General features: G+C 70.5%; 18 protein-coding genes. 4 read left to right on the top strand and 14 right to left on the bottom strand.

Annotation, left to right across the window (positions count from 1 at the left end; all coding sequences use genetic code 11):
• Positions 1-326: 326 nt before the first annotated feature.
• From ROTAS13_RS06120 to ROTAS13_RS27725, 4 genes are all read right to left on the bottom strand, one after another.
• Complete coding sequence (locus tag ROTAS13_RS06120) at positions 327-1,082, bottom strand: M48 family metallopeptidase (protein ID WP_079253243.1); 756 nt, start codon at positions 1,080-1,082, stop codon at positions 327-329.
• Between the two features lie 38 nt (positions 1,083-1,120).
• Complete coding sequence (locus tag ROTAS13_RS06115) at positions 1,121-1,447, bottom strand: cupin domain-containing protein (RefSeq protein ID WP_075821830.1); 327 nt, start codon at positions 1,445-1,447, stop codon at positions 1,121-1,123.
• A 100-nt stretch (positions 1,448-1,547) separates the two neighbouring features.
• Positions 1,548-2,069 (bottom strand): YcgN family cysteine cluster protein, encoded by a 522-nt coding sequence (locus ROTAS13_RS06110; protein WP_075821828.1) that lies wholly within the window; start codon positions 2,067-2,069, stop codon positions 1,548-1,550.
• Positions 2,070-2,243: 174 nt separating this feature from the next.
• The gene (locus ROTAS13_RS27725; RefSeq protein WP_075821826.1) at positions 2,244-4,241 is read right to left on the bottom strand and encodes an SDR family oxidoreductase; all 1,998 of its coding nucleotides are present in this window, start codon (positions 4,239-4,241) and stop codon (positions 2,244-2,246) included.
• A 233-nt stretch (positions 4,242-4,474) separates the two neighbouring features.
• Here ROTAS13_RS27725 and ROTAS13_RS06100 point away from each other — a divergent pair, with 233 nt between their 5' ends.
• The 3 genes from ROTAS13_RS06100 to ROTAS13_RS06090 are packed head-to-tail and all read left to right on the top strand — an operon-like array spanning position 4,475 to position 7,310.
• Positions 4,475-5,218, top strand: a complete 744-nt coding sequence (locus ROTAS13_RS06100; protein ID WP_019461077.1) for a (Fe-S)-binding protein — start codon at positions 4,475-4,477, stop codon at positions 5,216-5,218.
• Positions 5,219-5,268: 50 nt separating this feature from the next.
• A complete protein-coding gene (locus ROTAS13_RS06095) occupies positions 5,269-6,717 on the top strand; it encodes a lactate utilization protein B (protein WP_216348596.1) in 1,449 nt (482 codons plus the stop codon).
• The gene (locus ROTAS13_RS06090; RefSeq protein WP_019461075.1) at positions 6,714-7,310 is read left to right on the top strand and encodes an LUD domain-containing protein; all 597 of its coding nucleotides are present in this window, start codon (positions 6,714-6,716) and stop codon (positions 7,308-7,310) included. The genes ROTAS13_RS06095 and ROTAS13_RS06090 overlap by 4 nt, the downstream gene beginning before the upstream one ends.
• 52 nt (positions 7,311-7,362) lie before the next feature.
• Here the strand turns inward: ROTAS13_RS06090 and ROTAS13_RS06085 are convergent, their stop codons facing one another.
• The 8 genes from ROTAS13_RS06085 to ROTAS13_RS06050 form a co-directional block, all read right to left on the bottom strand.
• Positions 7,363-8,775, bottom strand: a complete 1,413-nt coding sequence (locus ROTAS13_RS06085; protein WP_019461074.1) for a TRAP transporter large permease subunit — start codon at positions 8,773-8,775, stop codon at positions 7,363-7,365.
• A gap of 29 nt (positions 8,776-8,804) precedes the next feature.
• Positions 8,805-9,353 carry a TRAP transporter small permease subunit gene (locus tag ROTAS13_RS06080; RefSeq protein ID WP_075821824.1) on the bottom strand — a complete coding sequence of 183 codons (549 nt, stop codon included), beginning with the start codon at positions 9,351-9,353 and terminating at the stop codon, positions 8,805-8,807.
• Positions 9,354-9,378: 25 nt separating this feature from the next.
• Positions 9,379-10,494, bottom strand: coding sequence for a TRAP transporter substrate-binding protein (locus ROTAS13_RS06075; protein WP_019461072.1), 1,116 nt, complete (start codon positions 10,492-10,494; stop codon positions 9,379-9,381).
• Positions 10,495-10,604: 110 nt separating this feature from the next.
• Complete coding sequence (gene glcF / locus ROTAS13_RS06070; RefSeq protein ID WP_075821823.1) at positions 10,605-11,927, bottom strand: glycolate oxidase subunit GlcF; 1,323 nt, start codon at positions 11,925-11,927, stop codon at positions 10,605-10,607.
• A 13-nt stretch (positions 11,928-11,940) separates the two neighbouring features.
• On the bottom strand, positions 11,941-13,134 hold the full coding sequence (glcE, locus tag ROTAS13_RS06065; protein ID WP_075821822.1) for a glycolate oxidase subunit GlcE: 1,194 nt from the start codon (positions 13,132-13,134) through the stop codon (positions 11,941-11,943).
• A 2-nt stretch (positions 13,135-13,136) separates the two neighbouring features.
• Entirely contained in the window at positions 13,137-14,597 is a 1,461-nt protein-coding gene (locus ROTAS13_RS06060; protein ID WP_019461069.1) for an FAD-linked oxidase C-terminal domain-containing protein, read from the bottom strand.
• A 104-nt stretch (positions 14,598-14,701) separates the two neighbouring features.
• Positions 14,702-15,448, bottom strand: coding sequence for a superoxide dismutase (locus ROTAS13_RS06055; protein WP_075821821.1), 747 nt, complete (start codon positions 15,446-15,448; stop codon positions 14,702-14,704).
• 185 nt (positions 15,449-15,633) lie between these two features.
• Positions 15,634-15,954, bottom strand: coding sequence for a multidrug efflux SMR transporter (locus ROTAS13_RS06050; RefSeq protein WP_019461067.1), 321 nt, complete (start codon positions 15,952-15,954; stop codon positions 15,634-15,636).
• Positions 15,955-16,238: 284 nt separating this feature from the next.
• On the opposite strand from ROTAS13_RS06050, the gene ROTAS13_RS06045 reads away from it, so the two are divergent.
• Entirely contained in the window at positions 16,239-18,710 is a 2,472-nt protein-coding gene (locus tag ROTAS13_RS06045) for a PAS domain-containing protein (RefSeq protein ID WP_226946124.1), read from the top strand.
• A gap of 150 nt (positions 18,711-18,860) precedes the next feature.
• On the opposite strand, the gene ROTAS13_RS06040 is transcribed toward ROTAS13_RS06045, so the two are convergent.
• Both ROTAS13_RS06040 and ROTAS13_RS06035 read right to left on the bottom strand, forming a co-directional pair.
• Entirely contained in the window at positions 18,861-19,643 is a 783-nt protein-coding gene (locus ROTAS13_RS06040) for an ABC transporter permease (RefSeq protein ID WP_075821819.1), read from the bottom strand.
• The coding region (locus ROTAS13_RS06035) for an ABC transporter permease (RefSeq protein ID WP_139323273.1) at positions 19,640-20,326 on the bottom strand (687 nt) is incomplete at its 5' end. The genes ROTAS13_RS06035 and ROTAS13_RS06040, both read right to left, overlap by 4 nt.

Genomic DNA, 20,326 nt, shown 5'->3' with positions numbered 1-20,326 from the left:
GGGGGAGAGCGAGATCGACCAGCGCCCCAGCCGGGCCGAAAGGCGCTCCGGCCAGGCGGGGCCGGCGCGGCGCCGGGCGATCGGCCGGGGACGGGCCGGGGTCATGGCCCATGCCGTCCATCGTGATGGGACGCGGTGCCTGCCGTCCGGTGCGGCGACGCCCGACATCCCGCCGGGCGGGACACCTTCCGGGGCGGCACGATCCCCGGCATCGTGGGATGCGTCATCCTGGGATCACCTCCGCCACGCGGCGATTCACGATTGCTGCATTGCAGCATAGCGGCTTTCGTAGCCGGGTCGCCAGCCCCCTGCCGCGGGGCGCAGCCTCAGCCGATCCGCAGCAGTGTCGAACCGTTGAGCCGCAGCCAGTCCTGGGCCGCCTCGCGATGCGGGGTGCGCGTTTCCACCAGCGCCCAGAAGCGGGCGGAATGGTTGAGCTCGCGCAGATGCGCAACCTCGTGCGCCGCCACGTAGTCCAGCACCCAGCCGGGCGCCATCACGAGGCGCCAGGAAAAGGCCAGGGTGCCGTCCGGCGCGCAGGAACCCCAGCGCGAGCGGGTGTCCTTCAGCCGGACCGCGCGCGGGCGCACCGCCAGCGCCCGGGCATGCTCCGCCACCAGGGGGGCGATGCGCCGGCGCGCCTCGGCCCGCAGGAAGTCACCGACCCGGCGCGCGACGAATTCCGGGGCGCCGGCAACGACGATGCGGCCGTCCTGCAGGAAGGCGCCCCCCCGTGCCTGGGGCTCGTGGCGGATCGGGTGCGGCACCCCGCCGAGCGGGATCTCCGCCCCGTCCTGGAAAGGCTGCGGCGGCGCCAGGGAGGACAGGCGCTCCATCACCCAGGCGGCATGGGCGGTGAGCAACGCCATGCCCTGCTGGCGGCTGGCACGCGGCGGCAGAGTGACGATCACCTCGGCGGCACAGGGGTCGATGCGCAGCGAGACGCGGCGGGCCCGGCTCGAACGCTGCCAGCGCACCGGGCAGGGGATCGGCCGGTTGAGCGGCCCCGTCCGCAGGGGGACGCTCTCGGTGGTGCTCGGCTCCATGCCGGACAGAATGCCCGGACGGAGGCCCCGGGACAACGTCCGGCTTCCTATCCGGGCGACGGGCACGGACCGCCTCAGCCGGGCAGGCCCTTCATCTCGATCTCGACAAAGGAAAGCGGCGCCTCGCCGGCATTGATCACGTTGTGCTCCGCCCCCGCCAGGCGATCATAGGCCAGCCCGGCCTGGAGCTGGCTGGTGACGCTGGTGCCGTCCGCCATCTCCACCAGCAGGGTCCCGTCCGTCACCGGCACCACGACATAGGCCCATCCGTGGCGGTGGGCGCCCGTCTCGGCACCCGGGGCGAAGTCCCAGCGGGTGACGCGCACGCGCTCATTGTCCGACTGGAGGGTGGCGACGGCGGGAACGCGGCAGCGGAGGGCTTCGCGGGCGGACTGGCTCATGCCTGGACTCCTGGGCTGGCGGCGCGACGGCATGGGCCGTGGCACCACGGCGAGGGTGGAAAGGGCGCGGAGCGCCTGGTCCAGCCTCCCCCCGGATGGTTCAGGCTGGCAAGGGGCGCCGACGCCAGTGGACGCGGGCGGCCTCGCTTCCGCCACGGGTGGCCGGAGCCGGACGCGGCCAGCGCCCGGGCCAGTCCACCACATGATCCTCCAGCGCCCCTGCGCGGCGCTCACTCACCACCCGCCCGGCCACGGAAACGCCGGCGCCCTGGACGGTGGCCGGGTCGCCGGAAACCAGCGGATGCCATTCGGGCAGGTCCCTGCCCTCGGCGACGAGGCGGTAGCCGCAGCTCGGCGGCAGCCAGTCGATGCGCTTCAGCCGGGCCGGGGTCAGCTTCACGCAGTCCGGCACCTTGGCCCGGCGGTTGGCATAGTCAGAGCAGAGGGCGGTCGAGGTGTCGAGCAGGCGGCAGGCCACCTCGGTCCAGTGGATCTCATCCGTGTCGTCGTCGCGCAGCTTGTGCAGGCAGCAGCGGCCGCAGCCGTCGCAAAGGCTCTCCCATTCGCTCCGCGTCATCTCGGAGAGGGATTTCGCCTTCCAGAAAGGCAGGTCAGGAAGCATCCCGCCAAGCTGAGCGCCCCATGGCGCAAACACAAGGCGAAAACCAGCGGCCCTGCCCCGCCGGTTTCTCTCACACGCCGTGGGGCCGGAGTGCTCCTCCGGCCCCGCGGATCCGCTTCCAGCCAAAGCCCCGGACTGGCACCTGGCAGGCCTCCGGGGCCGGGCCGGAGGGTTTCAGGCCCAGCGCCGGATCTCGCGGCGCAGGTCGCGCACCAGGGCGTCACCGCGCTTGCGGGCACGGCCTGCAAGCTCGGCCGCGTCGTGCCCGGCATGGGAGGCGGTGTCGCGGAGGGTTTCCCGCAACTCCGAGGCCCGCCCCAGCCAGCCCGTCCGGCGCCGCGAAGGGCGGCCCGAGAGCCGGTCCACCACATTGTCCACCCCCTGCCGTAGCGAGCAGAAGAGGGAGGCCAGGACGCTCTCGCCGCGACGGGCCCGGCGGCGCCCGCCGTGCAGCAGGCCGTGGGCTTCGTTCCGCATGTGCTCCACCCGGTCCCGGACATCCCCGGCGAAGCCTTCCACCCGGTCCTGGCCGCGCCCCAGCAGGGACATGGCTCCGCCCCGCAGGACGCTGGCACGGTCCTGCGCGGTCTCGGCCACGTTCTCCACCCGGCCACGCGTACGGCCCAGAAAGGAACGGGCGCCGTCGCGGTAGTCTTCCGCCGCGTCATGGGCGGATTCCGCCACGTCCTCCGCGCGGCCCCGGACCCGCCCCAGGAAGGAGCGGGCGCCATCGCGATAGCTGTCGGTCCGGTCCTGGACCGTTTCCGCCAGATCCCCGGCCCGGTGCCGCGCCTGGCCGACCAGCCCGCGGGCGCTGCCACGCCAGGATTGCGCCCGGTCCTGCGCCTCCTCGGCGAAATCGTCGGCCTGCCCCCGCCAGCGTCCCCAGAGGGAGTGGGCGCGGGAGGAAGTGTCCTCCGCCAGTTCGCGGGCATCGTGCCGGGCATGCCCGAACAGTCCGCCCAGCAGGCCGCCGCCGCGCGAGGCCCTGCGCTCCGCCTCGCGCGCCAGCCGCTCGGCGCGGCGGCGGCCTTTGCGGGACAGGCCGGCCCATTCTTCGCTGCCCTGCCGGCCCAGGCGAGAGAGGCTCCAGCGGCCCCGGCGCATCGCTTCCTCGGCCTCCCGGAGCAGGGCGCGGTCGCGGGACTTGCGGCTGTAGTGCACGCCCACCGCCACGCCAGCCGCCAGCGCGCCCAGGCCGATCAGCACCCCGGCGGTGCCGAGCGGGTTCATCTGCGCTTCCAGCAGGACGGAGGTGCGGCGCGGGGCCGGCTGGTCCTTGATGGCGCCCGTCTCGGCCAGGTCGGCGCGCGGCTCGTAAAGGTTGTCGTGGCGGTCCTTCCGCCCCGGGCTCCGGCGCGTCTGGCTGCGGCGCCCGAAGGCCTCCATCACCCGGTCGGTCAGGCGCGGGGCGTGGTTGCCCAGCAGCGCGATGGCGTAGCCCCCCATGCCCACCACCAGGGTCCGGGGCGCGTATTCGCAGGCGTACAGGATCGCCTTGGCCACGAGGCGCGGATGATAGACTGGCGCGGGCAGCTTCAGCCCCGCGCTCTCCGTCACGTTGCGGGAATGCTCCGGAAAGAGCGTGTCCACCGAACTGGGCTTCACCAGCGTGACGGAGACCGGATACCCCGCTTCCTCGAACTCCATGCGGAAGGCATCGGTGATGCCCTTCACCGCGTGCTTGGAGGCGGAATAGACGCCCTGCAGCTCCATCGCCCGGTCGGACAGGACGGAGCCGACATTGACGATGGTGCCACCGCGCTGCTTCAGGTGCCTCATCGCCACCTGGGTGCCGTTCACGACGCCCCAGTAGTTGACGTCGAAGAGACGCCTCTGGTCCTCCAGCGGCGTGTCCTCGATCCGGCCATAGATCGCGGCGCCAGCATTGTTCACCCAGCTGTCGAAGCCGCCGAAGCTGTCGATGGCCTTCTGCGCGACCTTCTCCATTGCCTCCGCATCGGCGACATCGGCCACCACGTATTCCGTGCGGCCGCCCCGGGCGCGCAACTCGTCGCGCAGGGAGCGCAGGGCATCCTCGTTGCGGGCGGCCAGGACCAGCGAGGCGCCCCGCTCAGCCGCCAGCCGCGCGGTGGCGAGGCCGATGCCGGAGGTGGCGCCGGTGAGCACGATCACCTGTTGGCGCAACGGCTTGCGATGGGGCTTGGCCATGGTCGGGGTTACTCCCTTGTCTGGGTATCTCCCCCGGTGAACGCCGCGCCTCGCGAGAGGTTGAGGCCGGATTTCCGCGCATCCGCCCTTCCCGCGCGGGATGGCTGGGCGGAGGATCGGGGCCGGCGTCGAAAAGGCGGGCGCCGGAACCCGCCCGCCCATCCGGGGGCATGGCCCCCATGGCTGGGTATCAGGCGGGAGAACGGAGCCTGGGAACAGGACGGAGACACCGAATGCGGATCGGGCTTTTCATTCCCTGCTACATCGATGCCTTCCACCCGGAGATCGGCATTGCCACGCTGGAGCTGCTGGAACGGCTCGGCCTAGACGTCACCTATCCGCCCGACCAGACCTGCTGCGGCCAGCCGATGACCAACAGCGGCTTCCACCGGGAATCCGCCGCGGCGGAATCACTGTTCCTGCGGAACTTCACCGGCTTCGACTATGTGGTGGCGCCCTCCGGGAGCTGCGTCCAGCAGGTCCGGGAGCATATGACGGCCATCCCGCAGACGGAGGCCCTGCGCGACCTCCGCTCCCGCACCTTCGAGCTGGTGGAGTTCCTACACGACGTGCTGGAGGTGCGGGAATTCCCCTGGGCCGAGTTTCCCCACAAGGTCGGCTACCACTATTCCTGCAACACCCTGCGCAACCTCGGCCATGCCAGGCCCTCCGAGCTGAACCTGCCGGATTTCTCCAAGCCGCTCGACCTGCTGCGCGGGGTGCGCGGCATCGAGGTGGTGACGCCCGCCCGGCATGACGAGTGCTGCGGCTTCGGCGGCACCTTCGCGGTGACGGAGCCGGATGTTTCCGTCCGGATGGGCCAGGACAAGGTACGCAACCACAGCCAGGCGGGCGCCGAGTACATCGTATCCGCCGACAGCTCCTGCCTGCTGCACCAGCAGGGCTGCGCCGAGCGCATGGGGCTGCCGGTGAAGTTCATCCACATCGCCCAGATCCTCAATGGAGACATGGCGTGAGCAGCACCGCGAAGCCCGGTCTCGACCATGCCGAGGGCCGCTCGAAGCCGATACCCGCACCGCAGCGCGAGCCGCAGCCGCGCGGCGCCGTGGTGCGGGGCAACCGGCCGGTGGACCATGCCGAGGCCGCCGCGCGCTTCCTGAAGGCGCCGGAGCACGAGAGCTTCCACGACCGCCGGCTCTGGGACCTGCGGGAGAAGCGCGACCGCGAGGCGCACGGCATCCCGGAATGGGAGGAGCTGCGCGCCCTGGCCTCGGCCATCAAGGAGCACACCCTCACCCATCTCGACACCTATCTGGAGCAGTTCGAGGCCGCCGCGAAGGCGAACGGCGCGCATGTCCACTGGGCGAAGGACGCCGCCGAGCACAACGGGATCGTCCTCGGCCTGCTGCGCGACCACGGCGCACGGCGGCTGATCAAGAGCAAGTCGATGCTGACCGAGGAATGCGGCTTCCGCGACGCCATGGCCGAGGCCGGCATCGAGGTGGTGGAGACCGATCTCGGCGAGCGCATCCAGCAGCTCGACAACGAGGACCCGAGCCATGTGGTGGTGCCGGCGGTGCACAAGCTGCGCTCCGACGTCGCCGCCGTCTTCGCCAGGACGCTGGGCAGCGACCCGGACAACCACGATGCCACCTATCTGGCGCGGCGGCAGCGCGAAGCGACGCGGCCGCTGATCCTGGAAGCCGATGCCGGCATGACCGGCTGCAACTTCGCGGTGGCGGAAACGGGCGGCGTGGTGGTCTGCACCAACGAGGGCAATGCCGATCTGTCGGCCAACGTGCCGCCGCTGCACATCGCCAGCATCGGCATCGAGAAGCTGATCCCGCGCGTGGCCGATCTCGGCGTTTTCATCCGCCTGCTGTCGCGCTCCGCCCTGGGGTCGCCGATCACGCAGTACACCTCGCACTTCCGGGCGCCGCGCCGTGGCGGGGAGATGCATTTCGTGCTGGTGGACAATGGCCGCTCCGCCCGGCTGGGGATGGAGGAGTTCTGGACCTCGCTGAAATGCATCCGCTGCGGTGCCTGCATGAACACCTGCCCGGTCTATCGCCGCAGCGGCGGCCTGTCCTATGGCGCCACCTATGCCGGGCCGATCGGGCTGATCCTCGACCCCACCTTCAACCGGCGGAAATACAGCAGCCTGCCCTTCGCCTCGACCCTGAACGGCAGCTGCACCAATGTCTGCCCGGTGAAGATCAACATCCACGAGCAGATCTTCGCCTGGCGCAAGGTGCTGGCCGAGGAGCACGAGCTGCCCATGGCCAAGCGGGCGATGATGGCGGCGGCGGGGCATGTGCTTTCGCGGCCCCGGCTGTTCCGGGCCGCCATCGGCGCGGCGGATTCCGCGCTGCGCCACCTGCCGCGCTTCGCCCTCTACAACCCGCTGAACCGCTGGGGCGCCGGGCGCGAGGTGCCGGCAGCGCCGAGGGAGACCTTCCACGACTGGTACGCCCGCAACCGGGGGCAGGCGAAATCCGGGGGGAGGCCGTCATGAGCAGCCGGGAGGCGATCCTGGCCTCGCTCCGCCGCAAGCACCGGCCGGAGCGCGTGCCGCTGCCGCAGGTCGGGCTCTTCGACCGGGAGCTGGAGGGCGGCCCCATCGCGGAATTCGGGCGGCGCCTGGCGCAGATGGGCGGCAAGCTGCTGGAGCCCGGTCCGGACGGCGATCCGCTGGCCCCCGCCGCCCCGCTCCTGCGTGAAGCCGTGGTGATCTGCTCCATGGTGCCGGAGGTCCAGGGCAACCGGCCGCTGACACCGGACACCGCGCCGGCCAGCCTAGCGGATGTGGACGTGGCGGTGCTGCGGGCCTGCTTCGGCGTGGCGGAGACCGGCTCGGTCTGCTTCACCGAGGAAGCGCTGGGGGTGAACTCCGTCGCCTATCTGGCGCAGCACCTGCTGGTGCTGCTCGACCCCGCCGCGATCCTGCCCAACCTGCACCATGCCTACCGGCGTCCGGAATTCGCGCGATCGCGCTACACCGTCTTCCACACCGGCCCCTCCGCCACCGCGGATATCGAGGGCGTGCTGATCCACGGCGCCCAGGGCGTGCGGTCGCTCTCCGTGCTGCTGCTGCCACCCCCGGGGTGAGGCCGGCGCGCCCCCCCCAGGGGGGGAACCGTCACCCCCCGGTGCGTGGGAGCTACTTGAAGATCACCGGCGGTGGTTCGTCCTCGCCCATGCCGGGTGTGGGCACGTCGATGGTGACGGAGGCCGGGTCCACATTGCTGCCGGCATCGATCCAGTAGGTGACGCTTTCCGGCCAGAGGATCACCACCGCGACCAGGGCGATCTGCAGCAGCAGCCAGGGGATGGCGCCCCAGTAGATGTCCGCGGTCTTCACCGATTTCGGCGCGATGCCGCGCAGGTAGAAGAGCGCGAAGCCGAAGGGCGGGTGCATGAAGCTGGTCTGCAGGTTGATGCAGAGCAGCACGCCGAACCAGACGAGGTCGATGCCCAGCTTTGCCGCCACCGGTGCCAGCAGCGGCACGATGATGAAGGCGATCTCGAAGAAATCGAGGAAGAAGGCCAGGAAGAAGACAAAGATATTGACGAAGAGCAGGAAGCCGAGCTGGCCGCCCGGCAGGTGCGACAGCAGGTGTTCCAGCCACAGCCCGCCATCCACGCCCTGGAAGACCAGCGAGAAGACCGTGGCGCCGACCAGGATGAAGATGACCATGGCGGTGATGCGCATGGTATTGGCCATGGCCTCCCGCAGCAGCCGCCAGGAATAGCGCCCATTGGCCATGGCGAGCGCGATGGCGCCCACCGCGCCCATGGCCCCGGCCTCGGTGGGGGTGGCGAGGCCCAGGCCGATCGTGCCCAGCACCAGGAAGATCAGCACCAGCGAGGGCACCATGCCCTTGGCCACGCGCCAGATCAGCGGCCAGCCGCGCTGCGTGCGCGCCTCCTCCGGCAGCGGCGGCACCTTGTGCGGCGCCACGATGGAGACCACGGCGATGAAGCCGACGAAGAGCAGGATCTGCAGGATCGAGGGGCCGATCGCCCCCGCATACATGTCACCCACCGAGCGGCCGAGCTGGTCGCCCAGGATGATCAGCACCAGGGAGGGCGGGATGAGCTGGGTGATGGTGCCGGACGCCGCGATCACCCCCGTGGCGATGCGCATGTCGTAGCCGTAGCGCATCATGATCGGCAGCGAGATCATGCCCATGGCGATCACCGAGGCCGCCACCGTGCCGGTGATGGCGCCAAGCACCGCGCCCACGATGATCACCGCATAGGCGAGGCCGCCCGGGACCTTGCCGAAGAGCTGCCCCGTGCCTTCCAGCAGGTCCTCCGCCAGGCCGCAGCGTTCCAGTACCGCCCCCATCAGGGTGAAGAAGGGGATGGAGAGCAGCAGGTCGTTGCTCAGGATGCCGAAGACGCGCAGCGGCAGGTTGCCGAGGTAGTCGGCGGTGAAGAAGCCCAGCTCGATCGACAGGAAGCCGAAGAACAGCCCCACCGCGGCCAGGGAGAAGGCCACCGGAAAGCCGATGACGAGGAAGACGATCAGGCCGCCGAACATCAGCGGCGGCATCCATTCGAGGCTCATGGAACGGGGTTCATCCGGATTGCGTCTTCCTACTGCAGCGGTCGTTCATAGGTGATCACCGCCTCGCCACCCGGCTGGAGGCCGCGCAACAGGGCGATGCGCTTGATCAGCTCGCTCAGCCCCTGAAGCGTGATCAGCAGGAAGCCCACCGGCATCAGGATCTTCACCGGCCAGCGCAGCAGGCCGCCGGCGTTCTGGCTGCCTTCCCCCCGGACAAAGGAATCCCAGAAGAAGGGCCAGGTCATCCAGGTCAGCAGCGCCATGGCGGGCAGCAGGAAGACGATGATTCCCAGGATATCCACCCAGAGCCGTGCCCTTTCCCCCATCGAGCCGTAGAGGATGTCCACCCGCACATGCTCGTTGCGCAGCAGCGTATAGGGCGCGCCGAGCATCACCATGCCGGCGAAGAAGTACCACTGGACCTCCAGCAGCGCGTTGGAGGACCAGGAGACGCCGTAGCGCACGAAGGCATTGCCGGCGCTTACCACCACGGCGATCAGGGTCAGCCAGTCCGCGATCCGGCCGACCCGGGTATTGATGTCGTCCACCACCCGGGAAAAGGCGAGAAGGGGTTTCATCCGGTCCTCCGGGTGGTGCCAGGCGTCATGGGCGGCGCTGTTCCTGTGCCTGCATGGAATAGACGAAGTTGTCGTAGGTATTCTCGGCGACGCGGAACCACTGGAGCTGCGTGTCGCGGAAGGTCCTGAAGTGGTCGTAGACCTTCTTGAAGCGGGGGTTCTCCGCCGCCGTCTCGTCATAGAGCTCGAAGGCCGACTTGTAGGCTGCCTGCATCACTTCGCGCGGGAAGGGCCGGAGCTGCGCGCCGCCCGCCACCAGCCGGCGCAGCGCCTGGGGGTTCTGCACGTCGTACTTCGCCATGGTCTCCATGGTCGCGTCGCGGCAGGCGGATTCCAGCGCGTCCCTGTAGAGTGGCGGCAGTTCCTCGTATTTCGGCTTGCTGACATAGAGGGAGAGGTTCAGCCCGCCCTCCCAGAACCCTGGGTAGTAGTAGAAGGGCGCCACCCGGTTGAAGCCGAGCTTTTCGTCGTCATAGGGGCCGATCCATTCGGCCGCGTCGATCGTGCCGCGCTCCAGCGCCGGGTAGATGTCGCCGCCCGCGATCTGCTGCGGCACCACGCCCAGCTTCTGCAGCATGTTCCCGGCGATGCCCGCGATGCGCATCTTGAGCCCGTTCAGGTCGGCGACGGTCTTGATCTCCTTGCGGAACCAGCCGCCCATCTGCGCCCCGGTGGAGCCGGTGGGGATGGAGACCATGTTGTAGCCGTCGAAGAACTCGCGCAGCACCTCGCGCCCGCCCCCGGCATGCAGCCAGGCATTGGTCTGGCGCGTGTTCATGCCGAAGGGGATGGTGGCGTCGAGGGCGAAGGTCGGGTCCTTGCCGACGAAGTAGTAGGAGGCGGTGTGGGCGCATTCGACGGTGTTGTTCTGCACCGCATCCGCGACTGCCAGGCCCGGCACGATCTCGCCCGCGGCGAAGACGGTGATGCGGAACCGCCCATCGGTCAGCGCCGCCACCCGCTTCGACATGAAATCCGCGGCGCCATAGATCGTGTCGAGCGATTTCGGGAAGGAGGAAGCGCAGCGCCAGCGGATCTCCGGGGCGCTCTGTGCGAGGGCGGGGGCCGGCAGTCCGGTGGCCGTGACGGCGGGCAGGGCCAGCGCGGGCCCGGCACCCGCGAGGAACTTGCGACGATCCATTCTCGTTCCGTTTCCTTTGCCGGCACTTCATGGCGCCGGTCTCGCGGAATCTTTAGCTCGCCGTTTCCATACTGGAAAGATGCCTTTCCGGATGTTCCCGAAGCCTGCCCCTAGGCGGCCCGGCGCGCGGCGAGCCCCGTGACAGCCGCAGGCTCCGGCCCGCCCGCCATCCAGTCCAGCAGCTCCACCGTATGCACCGTCGGGCGCGCACCGCCCGCGAGCTGCGTCAGGCAGCCGATATTGCCCGCCGCGATCAGGTCCGCCCCGGTGCGGTCGATGTTGCCCAGCTTGCGTTCCCGCAACTGCCCCGCGATTTCCGGTTGCAGCAGGTTGTAGGTGCCGGCGGAGCCGCAGCAGAGGTGGCTCTCCGCGGCTTCCTTCACGGTGAAGCCGGCGCGCTTCAGAAGGTCCTTGGGCAGGGCGGTGATCTTCTGCCCGTGCTGCAGGGAACAGGCGGCGTGATAGGCGACACTCAGCCCCGGCGCGGGGCGGGAGGGCGCGTAGCCGAAGCGCGTCAGCACCTCCGAGACATCCATCGCCAGCGCGGCCACCTTGCCGGCGCGCTCGCTTTCCCGCTCCTCGCGGAACATGTGGCCATAATCCTTGACCGTGGTGCCGCAGCCAGAGGTGTTGATGACGACGGCGTCCAGCCCCTCCCCCTCGATCTCGCGGCTCCAGGCCAGGATGTTGGCGCGGGCCTGGGCCATGGCGGGATCGTGGTGGCCCATATGATGGTTCAGCGCGCCGCAGCAGCCCTGCTCCTTCGTCACCACCACATCGAGCCCCATGCGGGTCAGCAGACGGATCGTCGCCTCGTTGATCGAGGGTCCGATCACCTGCTGCGCGCAGCCGGTGAGCAGCGCCACCCGCCCGCGCCGCATACCCTCCGCCCGGTGGACCTGCGGCGCCTGCATCGGGCTGGCGGCAGGCAGGCTGGCCGGCGCCAGGTCGAGCATGGCACGCAGCCGCTGGCTCGTGGCACCCTTGCCGGGGATCAGCCCGCGCAGGGGCCGGGCCAGCCGCGCGCCCGTCAGCGCCAGCCGGAAGCGCGCCGGGCTTGGCAGCACCCAGCCCAGCACGCGGCGCAGCAGGCGCTCGGGCAGCGGGCGGGTATAGGTCTCCTCGATATAGTGCCGGGCATGGTCCACCAGATGCATGTAGTGGACACCCGAGGGGCAGGTGGTCATGCAGGACAGGCAGGACAGGCAGCGATCCACATGCCGCACCACCTCCTCGGTGGCGGGCTTGCCGCTCTCCAGCATGTCCTTGATCAGGTAGATGCGGCCGCGTGGGCTGTCGAGCTCGTCGCCCAGCAGCACGAAGGTCGGGCAGGTCGCGGTGCAGAAGCCGCAATGCACGCAGGTGCGCAGGATCCTGTTCGATTCCTGCGTGTCGGGGTCTTCGAGCTGCTCGGCGGTGAAGCTGGTCTGCATCTGTGTCTCGTGCTCAGGCCGCCCGCAGGCGGCCCGGATTGAGGATGCCGCGCGGATCGAGCGCGGCCTTGACGCGTTGCGAGAGGGCGGCGAGCGCCGGCACCTCCTCCGGGATGACGGGCACCGCGGCACGCAGCGGCTCCGGCCCCCGGAAGAGCAGGAAGGTGCCCCCCGCCGCCAGCGCGGCGCGCATCACCGCCGCATGGGCCGCCTCCGTCGCCGGCCCGGCCACCCAGACCAGCCCGCCGCCCCAGTCGAGCAGCAGCTTCGCGCCGAAGTCGCGGCGCAGCGCCCCGGCCAGGCCCGGCGCGGCGGAGGGACGGACGGAAACGCGCCAGACCGCCTCCTCCGGCACGGCGTCGAGCGGCGCGGCATCGCGGACCGCGCGCCAGAGGGCACGGGAATCCTCGCCCTCGATCAGCGCCAGCGCGCCATAGAGGCCCAGCGCCTCGCGCAGCCTTTCGGCGCGGTAGCGGACGGATTCGGAGAAATCCTCCAGACGCACCACCGCCAGCACTCCATCCAGCCCCAGCGTGGCATGGCCATCGGGCAGGATCGCCGCGGCGGAAACGCCGAAGGGGCTGCCAAGCGCCGCCGAAAGCGCGCCCACACCCTGGCGCAGGTCCGGCACCCTCACGGCCAGCGTCGCCGTGGCCTCGGAGGCGGGCAGGACCTTCAGCGTGATCTCGGTCATCACCCCCAGCGTGCCGTGGGAGCCGGAGAGCAGCTTGCAGAGGTCGAGGCCGGTGACGTTCTTCAGCACCCGCCCGCCGGAGCGCAGCACCTCCCCCTCCCCGTTCACGAAGCGCACCCCGAGCACATGGTCGCGCATCGCGCCGCCATTGATGCGGCGCGGGCCGGACAGGTTGGCCGCCACCGTGCCGCCCAGCGTCGCCGCGGCCCTGCCACCGAAGAGCGGGCGCGGATCGGGCGGCTCGGCGATGAGCAACTGCCCCTTCTCGGCCAGGGCGGCCTCGATCTCCGGGATCGGCGTGCCGGCGCGGGCGGAGATCACCATCTCCTGCGGTCGGTAGAAGGTGATGCCCGACAGGTTCCGCAGCGACAGGCTGCGCGCCGCCTGCACCGGGCGCAGCGCGGCGCGCTTGCTGCCGCCGCCCTCGACCAGCAGCGGCTCGCCCGCCGCATGGGCCTCAGCCACGGCGCGCGCCACGCCGGCTTCCTCCAGCGGCGCCGAAAGATCGTCCATCGTCACGCCGCGACGCGCCCCGGTGCCTGCTCCACCTCCAGCGGAAAGACCTTGGAGGGGTTCAGCAGCCAGTCCGGATCGAAGGCCGACTTGATGCGGCGCTGCTGCGCCAGCTCCCGTGGCGTGAACTGGACGCTCATCAGGTCCCGCTTCTCGACGCCGACGCCGTGCTCGCCGGTCAGGCAGCCGCCGACCTCGACGCAGAGCTTCAGGATATCGGCGCCGAAGGCTTCGGCCTTGCGGAAGCTCTCCGGGTCGTTGGCGTCGAACATGATCAGCGGGTGCAGGTTGCCGTCGCCCGCATGGAAGACATTGGCGACCTTCAGCCCGCAGGCCTGCGACATCTCCTCCATCCGCCGCAGCACATGGGGCAGCTCCCCGGTCGGGATGGTGCCGTCCATGCAGAGATAATCCGGCGAGATGCGGCCGACCGCGCCGAAGGCGCCCTTGCGGCCCTTCCAGATCGCCATGCTCTCCTCGGCCGATTGAGAAACCTTCATGCTGATCGGGTCGAAGCGGGCGCAAATGTCCTTGATGCGGCCGAGCAGCATGTCCTGCTCCTCCGGGCTGCCCTCGACCTCGATGATCAGCATCGCCTCGGCCTCCAGCGGATAGCCCGCATGGGCGAAGGCCTCACAGGCATGGATGCAGGGCTTGTCCATGAACTCCAGCGCCACGGGGATCACGCCGCTGGCGATGATGGCATCCACCGCCTGGCCCGCGACCTCGACGCCGCGGAAGGCGGCCAGCATGGCCCGCGCACCCTCCGGCCCGCGCAGGATGCGGACCGTGACCTCGGTGACGAGGCCGAGCTGCCCCTCGGAGCCGGTGATCAGCCCGAGCCAGTCATAGCCCGCCGCGTCCAGGTGCCCGCCGCCGATGCGGATCACCTCGCCCTCGATGGTGACGAAGGTGACGCCCAGCAGGTTGTTGGCGGTGACGCCGTATTTCAGGCAGTGCGCCCCGCCGGAATTCATCATCACGTTGCCGCCGATCATGCAGGCGAGCTGCGAGGACGGGTCCGGGGCATAGAAGAACCCCTCCCCCTCCACCGCCTTGGTGATGCCGATATTGGTCACCCCGGCCTCGACCACGGCCAGCCGATCCTCGAAATCCACCTCCAGCACGCGGTTCATCCGCATCATGCCGATGACCACGGAATCCGCCATCGGCAGAGCACCGCCGGACAGGCTGGTGCCGGCGCCGCGTGGCACCACGCGGATGCCGTTCTCGTGGCAGTAGCGCAGCACCGCCGCCACCTGTTCCGTGCTTTCCGGCAGCACCACGGCCAGCGGCGGCTGGCGATAGGCGGAAAGCCCGTCCGTCTCATAGGCGCGCAGGCGGAGCGGCTCCCCGATTACCCCCTCACCACGTGGGCCGGCGGGGATGATGGCGCGCAGGGCCGCCACGATCTCTTCCTGCCGGGCAAGGATCTCGGGCTTGGGCGGGAGCTGGGCGAGCATGGCGGGACCTCCGGTGCGATAATCATATAAGATATCACACCGGAATGGCGAGGCGCTGGCAGGAGCAAACTCCCGGTCCCTCCCGCAGAATGCCCGGCGCTCCGTCAGATCGTCAGGCTGCCCGATTTCGCGGCGGCATGGCGCTGCGCCACCTTGTCCCAGTCCACCACGTTCCACCAGGCCTGGAGGTATTCGGGGCGGCGGTTCTGGTACTTCAGGTAGTAGGCGTGCTCCCAGACATCGTTGCCCATCAGCACCATCTGGCCGGACATCAGCGGGCTGTCCTGGTTCGGCATGTCGGTCAGCCCCAGCTTCCCGTCCCGGGCCACGGTGACGAAGACCCAGCCGGAGCCGAAGCGCGCCCCGCCACGCCGGTTGAACTCCGACTTGAACTTGTCGAAGCCGCCGAAGTCGCGCTCGATCGCCGCGCCGAGTTCCCCGGACGGGGCGCCTCCCTTGCCACCCATGATCTCCCAGAACATCGAATGGTTGGCATGGCCGCCACCATTGTTGCGCAACGCGGTGCGGATGCTCTCCGGCGCGCTGTCGATCCGGGCCAGCAGCTGCTGCAGCGGCAGGGCCGCGAGCTGGCCATGATCCTTCAGCGCCGCGTTGAGGTTGTTCACATAGGCCGCATGGTGCTTGTCGTGGTGCAGCTCCATGGTCTGGGCATCGATATGCGACTCGTTGGCCGTGAAGGCGTAGGGCAGCGGCGGCAGCGTATAGGGGCCGGGGGACAGCGCCTGGGCCCGGGCGGCGCCGGAGCGCAGGCCGGGAATTCCCATGGGCAGAGCGGCGGCGAGGGCCGCTGCCCCCAGGGCGAAGCCACGGCGGCCGAGTGCTGGATTCATGACGCTCTCCTTCCTTCCCGTTGCGCCGGGCCCGGCTCGCCATGCCGCCGGCAGGTTTCTTCGGAGGCAGAACCGGACCCGCACGGGCTGAACGCGCCTCGCGGCACCCGGATGCGGGTTTCAGCGAAACTGAAACACAGGCCGGAGAGGAAACCAGAAAGCAATGCCGGGGGCGCCGGAAGCCGCTACTCGGAACTCGTCAGGCGCAGGCCGATGACCCCCGCCACGATCAGCAGCCCGCTGGCGATCCGCCAGACACTGGTGGACTCGCCCAGCAGCAGGATGCCGACGATGAAGGTGCCGATCGCCCCGATTCCGGTCCAGACCGCATAGGCCGTGCCGAGCGGCAGGCCGCGCATGCCGAAGGTCAGCAGCAGGAAGCTGGCCAGCGAGGCCACGACCGTCAGGCCCCCCCAGCCCCACTCGGTGAAACCCTGCGACTGCTTGGCCGCGTAGGACCAGACCATCTCCAGCAACCCCGCCGCGACCACCATGGCCCAGGCCATCCTGCTCTCCTTCGCGCCGCCCGGCCGAAGGATGCCCGGCCTGCGCCATCCTGCGGGGAGAGCGAGAGCCACGGAAGAGGGCTTCGCCAGTCGAGGCGCCGGCCGGGTTCCCCGGGGGCATCGAGGCGGATGACCGATCCCGGCAGCGTCGGGCAATGCGCGCTGTCGTGCCTGTCCCCCGCCCGGCATTCCACCTATATGCCCTGGATCGCCGGCCCTGATGGACCTCAACCCCCGGGCCGGAGGGCGTCGACGGGACATGCGATGGAGACGGGAAGCGTTGCGTGACTGAGGATCGGGTGGGCTGCTGGCCTTTCCTGGCGGGTGGGGGCGAGATGGGGGCCCGGATGCGGGACCATGACTGGGCAGCCACGCCCCTTGGCCCGCCGGACACCTGGCCGCAGTCGCTCCGCTCCACCCTCTCGGCCTGCCTGAACTCCCCGCTGCTCGGCACCATCCTCTGGGGGCCGGATCTGCGGATGCTCTACAACGACAGCTACATCCCCTCTTTGGCGGACCGGCATCCCGCCGCCCTGGGGCGCCCCGTGGCGGAGGTCTGGGGCGCCGTCTGGGAACGGGTCTCCCCGCCCTTCCACGAGGCGATGGCGACCGGGCGCGGCTTCTCGCAGGAGAATGTCGAGCTCCCCATGATCCGGCGGGGCCGGGCCGAGACCACCCACTGGTTCTTCACCGCCACCCCGATCCGCGGCGAGGACGGGCGCATCGCCGGGTTGCTGAACCAGGGGATCGAGATCACCGAGCGGGTCCTCACCGAGCGCCGCGCCATGGAGGAGCAGGAGCGGCTGTCGCGGCTCTTCGAGCAGGCGCCGACCTTCATGGCCCTGCTGCAAGGGCCGGAGCACCGCTTCGCGCTCGCCAACCCCAGCTACCGGGCCATCGTCGGGCAGCGGGAGATCCTGGGCAAGACAGTGGCCGAGGCCCTGCCGGACGCGGTCGCCCAGGGCTACCTGGTGCTGCTGGATCAGGTGTACCGCAGCGGCGAGCCCTTCGTGGCGACGGGCTCCCGCTTTGCGGTCGAACCGGTGCCCGGCGGCCCCGTCGACGAACGCTATGTCGATTTCGTCTACCAGCCGATCCGGGATGCCTCCGGCCAGGTGAACGGCATCTTCGTGGAAGGTGCGGACGTCACTGCCCGTGCCCGCGCCGACCTGGCGCTCCGCGAGAGCGAGGCGCGCCTGAAGGAGCTCAACGCCACGCTGGAGCAGCGCGTGGAGCAGCGGACGCGCGAACGGAACCGCCTCTGGCAGCTTTCCAGCGACATCATGGCGGTGATGCGCCCCGACACGGTCATCGAGGCGGTGAACCCCGCCTGGACGGCCTGCCTGGGCTGGTCCGAGGCGGAGCTGATCGGACGGCGGCTGCCCGACCTGCTGCAGCCGGAGGATGCCGGCGCCATGGTGGGCGACTTCGCTCGCATCCAGGCCTCGGGACGGCTGCTGCCTGGCAACAGCCGCTGCCGGCACCGGGACGGCGGCCACCGCTGGATCTCCTGGTCGGCCACCGCGCGGGACGACGTCGTGGTCTTCGTCGGCCGCGACGTGACCGCCGAGCGGGAACAGGCGGAAGCGCTGAAACTGGCCGAGGAGCAGCTGCGGCAGGCACAGAAGATGGAGGCGGTGGGCCAGCTCACCGGCGGGTTGGCGCACGACTTCAACAACCTGCTCACCGGCATCATCGGCAGCCTGGAGCTGATGAACAGCCGCGTCGCCAAGGGGCGCGCCGGGGAGGTCGGCCGCTACACCGGGGCGGCCCTGGACGCGGCCCGGCGCGCGGCGGCGCTGACCCACCGGCTGCTGGCCTTCTCCCGCCGTCAGACCCTCGATCCCCGGCCCACCGACGTGAACCGCCTGGTGACCGGGATGGAGGAGCTGATCCGCCGCACCATGGGCCCCGACATCACCATCGTGGTCGTGCCGGCACCGGCGCTCTGGACCACGCTGGTGGACCCGCCGCAGCTGGAGAACGCGTTGCTCAACCTCTGCATCAACGCGCGCGACGCGATGCCGGAGGGCGGGACCCTGCGCATCGCGACAGAGAACGCCACACTCGGCAACGAGGCGGCGCGGGAGCTCAGCCTGCCGCCCGGCCGCTACATCCGCCTGAACGTTTCCGACGACGGCACGGGCATGCCGCCCGAGGTGGTGGCGAAGGCCTTCGATCCGTTCTTCACCACCAAGCCGCTGGGCATGGGCACGGGGCTGGGGCTGTCCATGATCTACGGCTTCGCCCGGCAGTCCGGCGGGCAGGTGAGCATCCGGTCCGAACCGGGCCGCGGCACCTCCGTCCGCCTCTTCCTGCCGCGCCATGCGAGCTCGGCGGAAGCGCCGGAGCCGCGGCCGCCCCTGGCCATGCCGCGGGGCGGCGCCGGCGAGGTGGTGCTGGTGGTGGACGACGAGCCCAGCGTGCGGATGCTGGTGGCGGAGCTGCTGGAGGAGCAGGGCTACGAGGTGCTCCAGGCGGCGGAAGGCACCACGGGCCTGGACATCCTGCAGTCCACCCGGCGGATCGACCTGCTGGTTACGGATGTCGGCCTGCCCGGCGGCATGAACGGCCGGCAGATGGCTGATGCCGCGCGGATCGCGCGGCCGGACCTGAAGGTGCTGTTCATCACCGGCTATGCCGAGGCAGCCGTGGTGGGCGAGGGCAACCTGGCCCCGGGCATGCACATCATGACCAAGCCCTTCGACATCGCGGCCCTGACGGCCCGCATCCGGGACCTGCTGGCCGGCCCCTGATCCGGCCGCAGCGAGAACCAGCTCATCGGTTCCAGGGCACGCAGTGTCCTGGCAAAGTGGGGTCCTGGGAAAGGCAGCGCCTTGTCCCCCGGGAAGCGCAATGCCGGCCGCGTGAGACGCGATCCGGCTTCCGGAGGGCCACCACCCGTATCAGCGCCCCCGGCGCAGCCAGCCGAGCGCCAGGAGAAGGAGCAGGGCCAGCGCCACCATGATCGTGGCGGCGGCGGTGATGGTCAGGCTGATCTGGTCGTTCAGACCGGAGAACATCTGGCGCGGCAGGGTGCGCTGTGCCGGGCCGGAGATGAACAGCGCCACCACCACCTCGTCCAGCGAGGTGGCAAAGGCGAAGAGCGCCCCCGCCGCCACGCCCGGCGCAATGCGCGGCAGCACCACGCGGCGGAAGGCCAGCCCCGGCCCGGCGCCGCAGGCCGAGGCGGCGCGCAGCAGCACCGGGTCGAACTGCGCCAGGGCGGTGGAAACGGTGGTGACCACGAAGGGCGCACCCAGTGCCGCATGGGCCAGGATCATGCCGGCGAAGCTGTTGGTCAGCCCCAGCGGCCCGAAGGCCAGGAGCAGCGCCACTGCGACGATGATCGAGGGCATCACCAGCGGCGTCATCAGCACGCCCAGCACCAGCGTCTGCCCCGGGAAGCGCGCGCGCCACAGGCCGAAGGCCGCCGCCGTGCCCAGCACCGTGGCGATGGCGGAGGCGCCCAGGCCGATCACCAGGCTGTTGCGCAGCGCCGGCATCCAGAAGTCGGAGGTGAGGAAGTCCGCGTACCAGCGCAGCGAGAGTCCGGGCAATGGATAGGTAAGGAAGGAGCCGGCCGAGAAGGAGAGCGGCACGATCGCCAGCAGCGGCCCCAGCAGGAACAGCATCACCAGCAGGCCGAAGGCCCAGAGGACCAGGCGGGAGGCGGGCAGCCGCGTCATGCCGGGCGCACCTTGTTGAAGCCGACCAGCCGCGCATAGAGCGCGACCACGATCGCCACCGCCAGCAGCAGGACCACCGAGAGCGCCGCCGCCAGCCCCCAGTTCACCGTGCGGTTGGCGTAGAAGCCGATGAAGTAAGACAGCATCTGGTCGTTCGGCCCGCCCAGCAGGGCCGGCGTCACGTAGAAGCCCAGCGCCTGGATGAAGACCAGCAGCGCCCCGGCGCCGACCCCGGGCATGGAGAGCGGCAGGGTTACACGCCGGAAGACCCGCCAGGGCGAGGCCCCCAGCGACAGCCCCGCGCGCGGCAGCCGCCAGTCCAGCGCCCGCAGCGAGGCATAGATCGGCAGCACCGCGAAGGGCAGCAGCAGGTTCACCGTGGCCAGCAGCACCGTGCCGCGCGTGAAGAGGAAGGAGGCGGGTTCCCGCAGCAGGCCCGTGGCGGTGAGCAGCGTGTTCGCCACGCCGTCGCGCTGCAGCAGCACGATCCAGGCGGCGATGCGCGGCACGTCGCTGATCCAGAGCGGCAGCGTCACCGCGCCCAGCATCCACAGGGCGAGGCGCGGCGGCGCGGTGGCGATCAGATAGGCCAGCGGATAGCCGAGGAGCAGGCTGAGCGCCGTCGCCAGCAGGGCGATCCAGAGCGTCCGCAGCAGCACGCCCCGGAACACCGCCTGGTCCGG

The sequence above is a fragment of the Roseomonas sp. TAS13 genome (assembly GCF_001950415.1).
Classification (GTDB): domain Bacteria; phylum Pseudomonadota; class Alphaproteobacteria; order Acetobacterales; family Acetobacteraceae; genus Roseomonas; species Roseomonas mucosa.
Note: the sequence above shows the minus strand (reverse complement) of the source record. Positions and strands in the feature narration are given on the sequence as shown.

Excerpts from the sequence above, each read along its gene's own strand:
- ROTAS13_RS27725 (WP_075821826.1), bottom strand. The coding sequence starts at position 4,241 with ATGGCCAAGCCCCATCGCAAGCCGTTGCGCCAACAGGTGATCGTGCTC.
- ROTAS13_RS06085 (WP_019461074.1), bottom strand. The coding sequence starts at position 8,775 with ATGAGCCTCGAATGGATGCCGCCGCTGATGTTCGGCGGCCTGATCGTC.
- glcE (WP_075821822.1), bottom strand. The coding sequence starts at position 13,134 with ATGGACGATCTTTCGGCGCCGCTGGAGGAAGCCGGCGTGGCGCGCGCC.
- ROTAS13_RS06040 (WP_075821819.1), bottom strand. The coding sequence starts at position 19,643 with ATGACGCGGCTGCCCGCCTCCCGCCTGGTCCTCTGGGCCTTCGGCCTG.
- ROTAS13_RS06060 (WP_019461069.1), bottom strand. The coding sequence starts at position 14,597 with ATGCTCGCCCAGCTCCCGCCCAAGCCCGAGATCCTTGCCCGGCAGGAA.
- ROTAS13_RS06055 (WP_075821821.1), bottom strand. The coding sequence starts at position 15,448 with ATGAATCCAGCACTCGGCCGCCGTGGCTTCGCCCTGGGGGCAGCGGCC.
- ROTAS13_RS06080 (WP_075821824.1), bottom strand. The coding sequence starts at position 9,353 with ATGAAACCCCTTCTCGCCTTTTCCCGGGTGGTGGACGACATCAATACC.
- ROTAS13_RS06090 (WP_019461075.1), top strand. The coding sequence starts at position 6,714 with ATGAGCAGCCGGGAGGCGATCCTGGCCTCGCTCCGCCGCAAGCACCGG.
- ROTAS13_RS06100 (WP_019461077.1), top strand. The coding sequence starts at position 4,475 with ATGCGGATCGGGCTTTTCATTCCCTGCTACATCGATGCCTTCCACCCG.
- ROTAS13_RS06050 (WP_019461067.1), bottom strand. The coding sequence starts at position 15,954 with ATGGCCTGGGCCATGGTGGTCGCGGCGGGGTTGCTGGAGATGGTCTGG.
- ROTAS13_RS06115 (WP_075821830.1), bottom strand. The coding sequence starts at position 1,447 with ATGAGCCAGTCCGCCCGCGAAGCCCTCCGCTGCCGCGTTCCCGCCGTC.
- ROTAS13_RS06110 (WP_075821828.1), bottom strand. The coding sequence starts at position 2,069 with ATGCTTCCTGACCTGCCTTTCTGGAAGGCGAAATCCCTCTCCGAGATG.
- glcF (WP_075821823.1), bottom strand. The coding sequence starts at position 11,927 with ATGCAGACCAGCTTCACCGCCGAGCAGCTCGAAGACCCCGACACGCAG.
- ROTAS13_RS06075 (WP_019461072.1), bottom strand. The coding sequence starts at position 10,494 with ATGGATCGTCGCAAGTTCCTCGCGGGTGCCGGGCCCGCGCTGGCCCTG.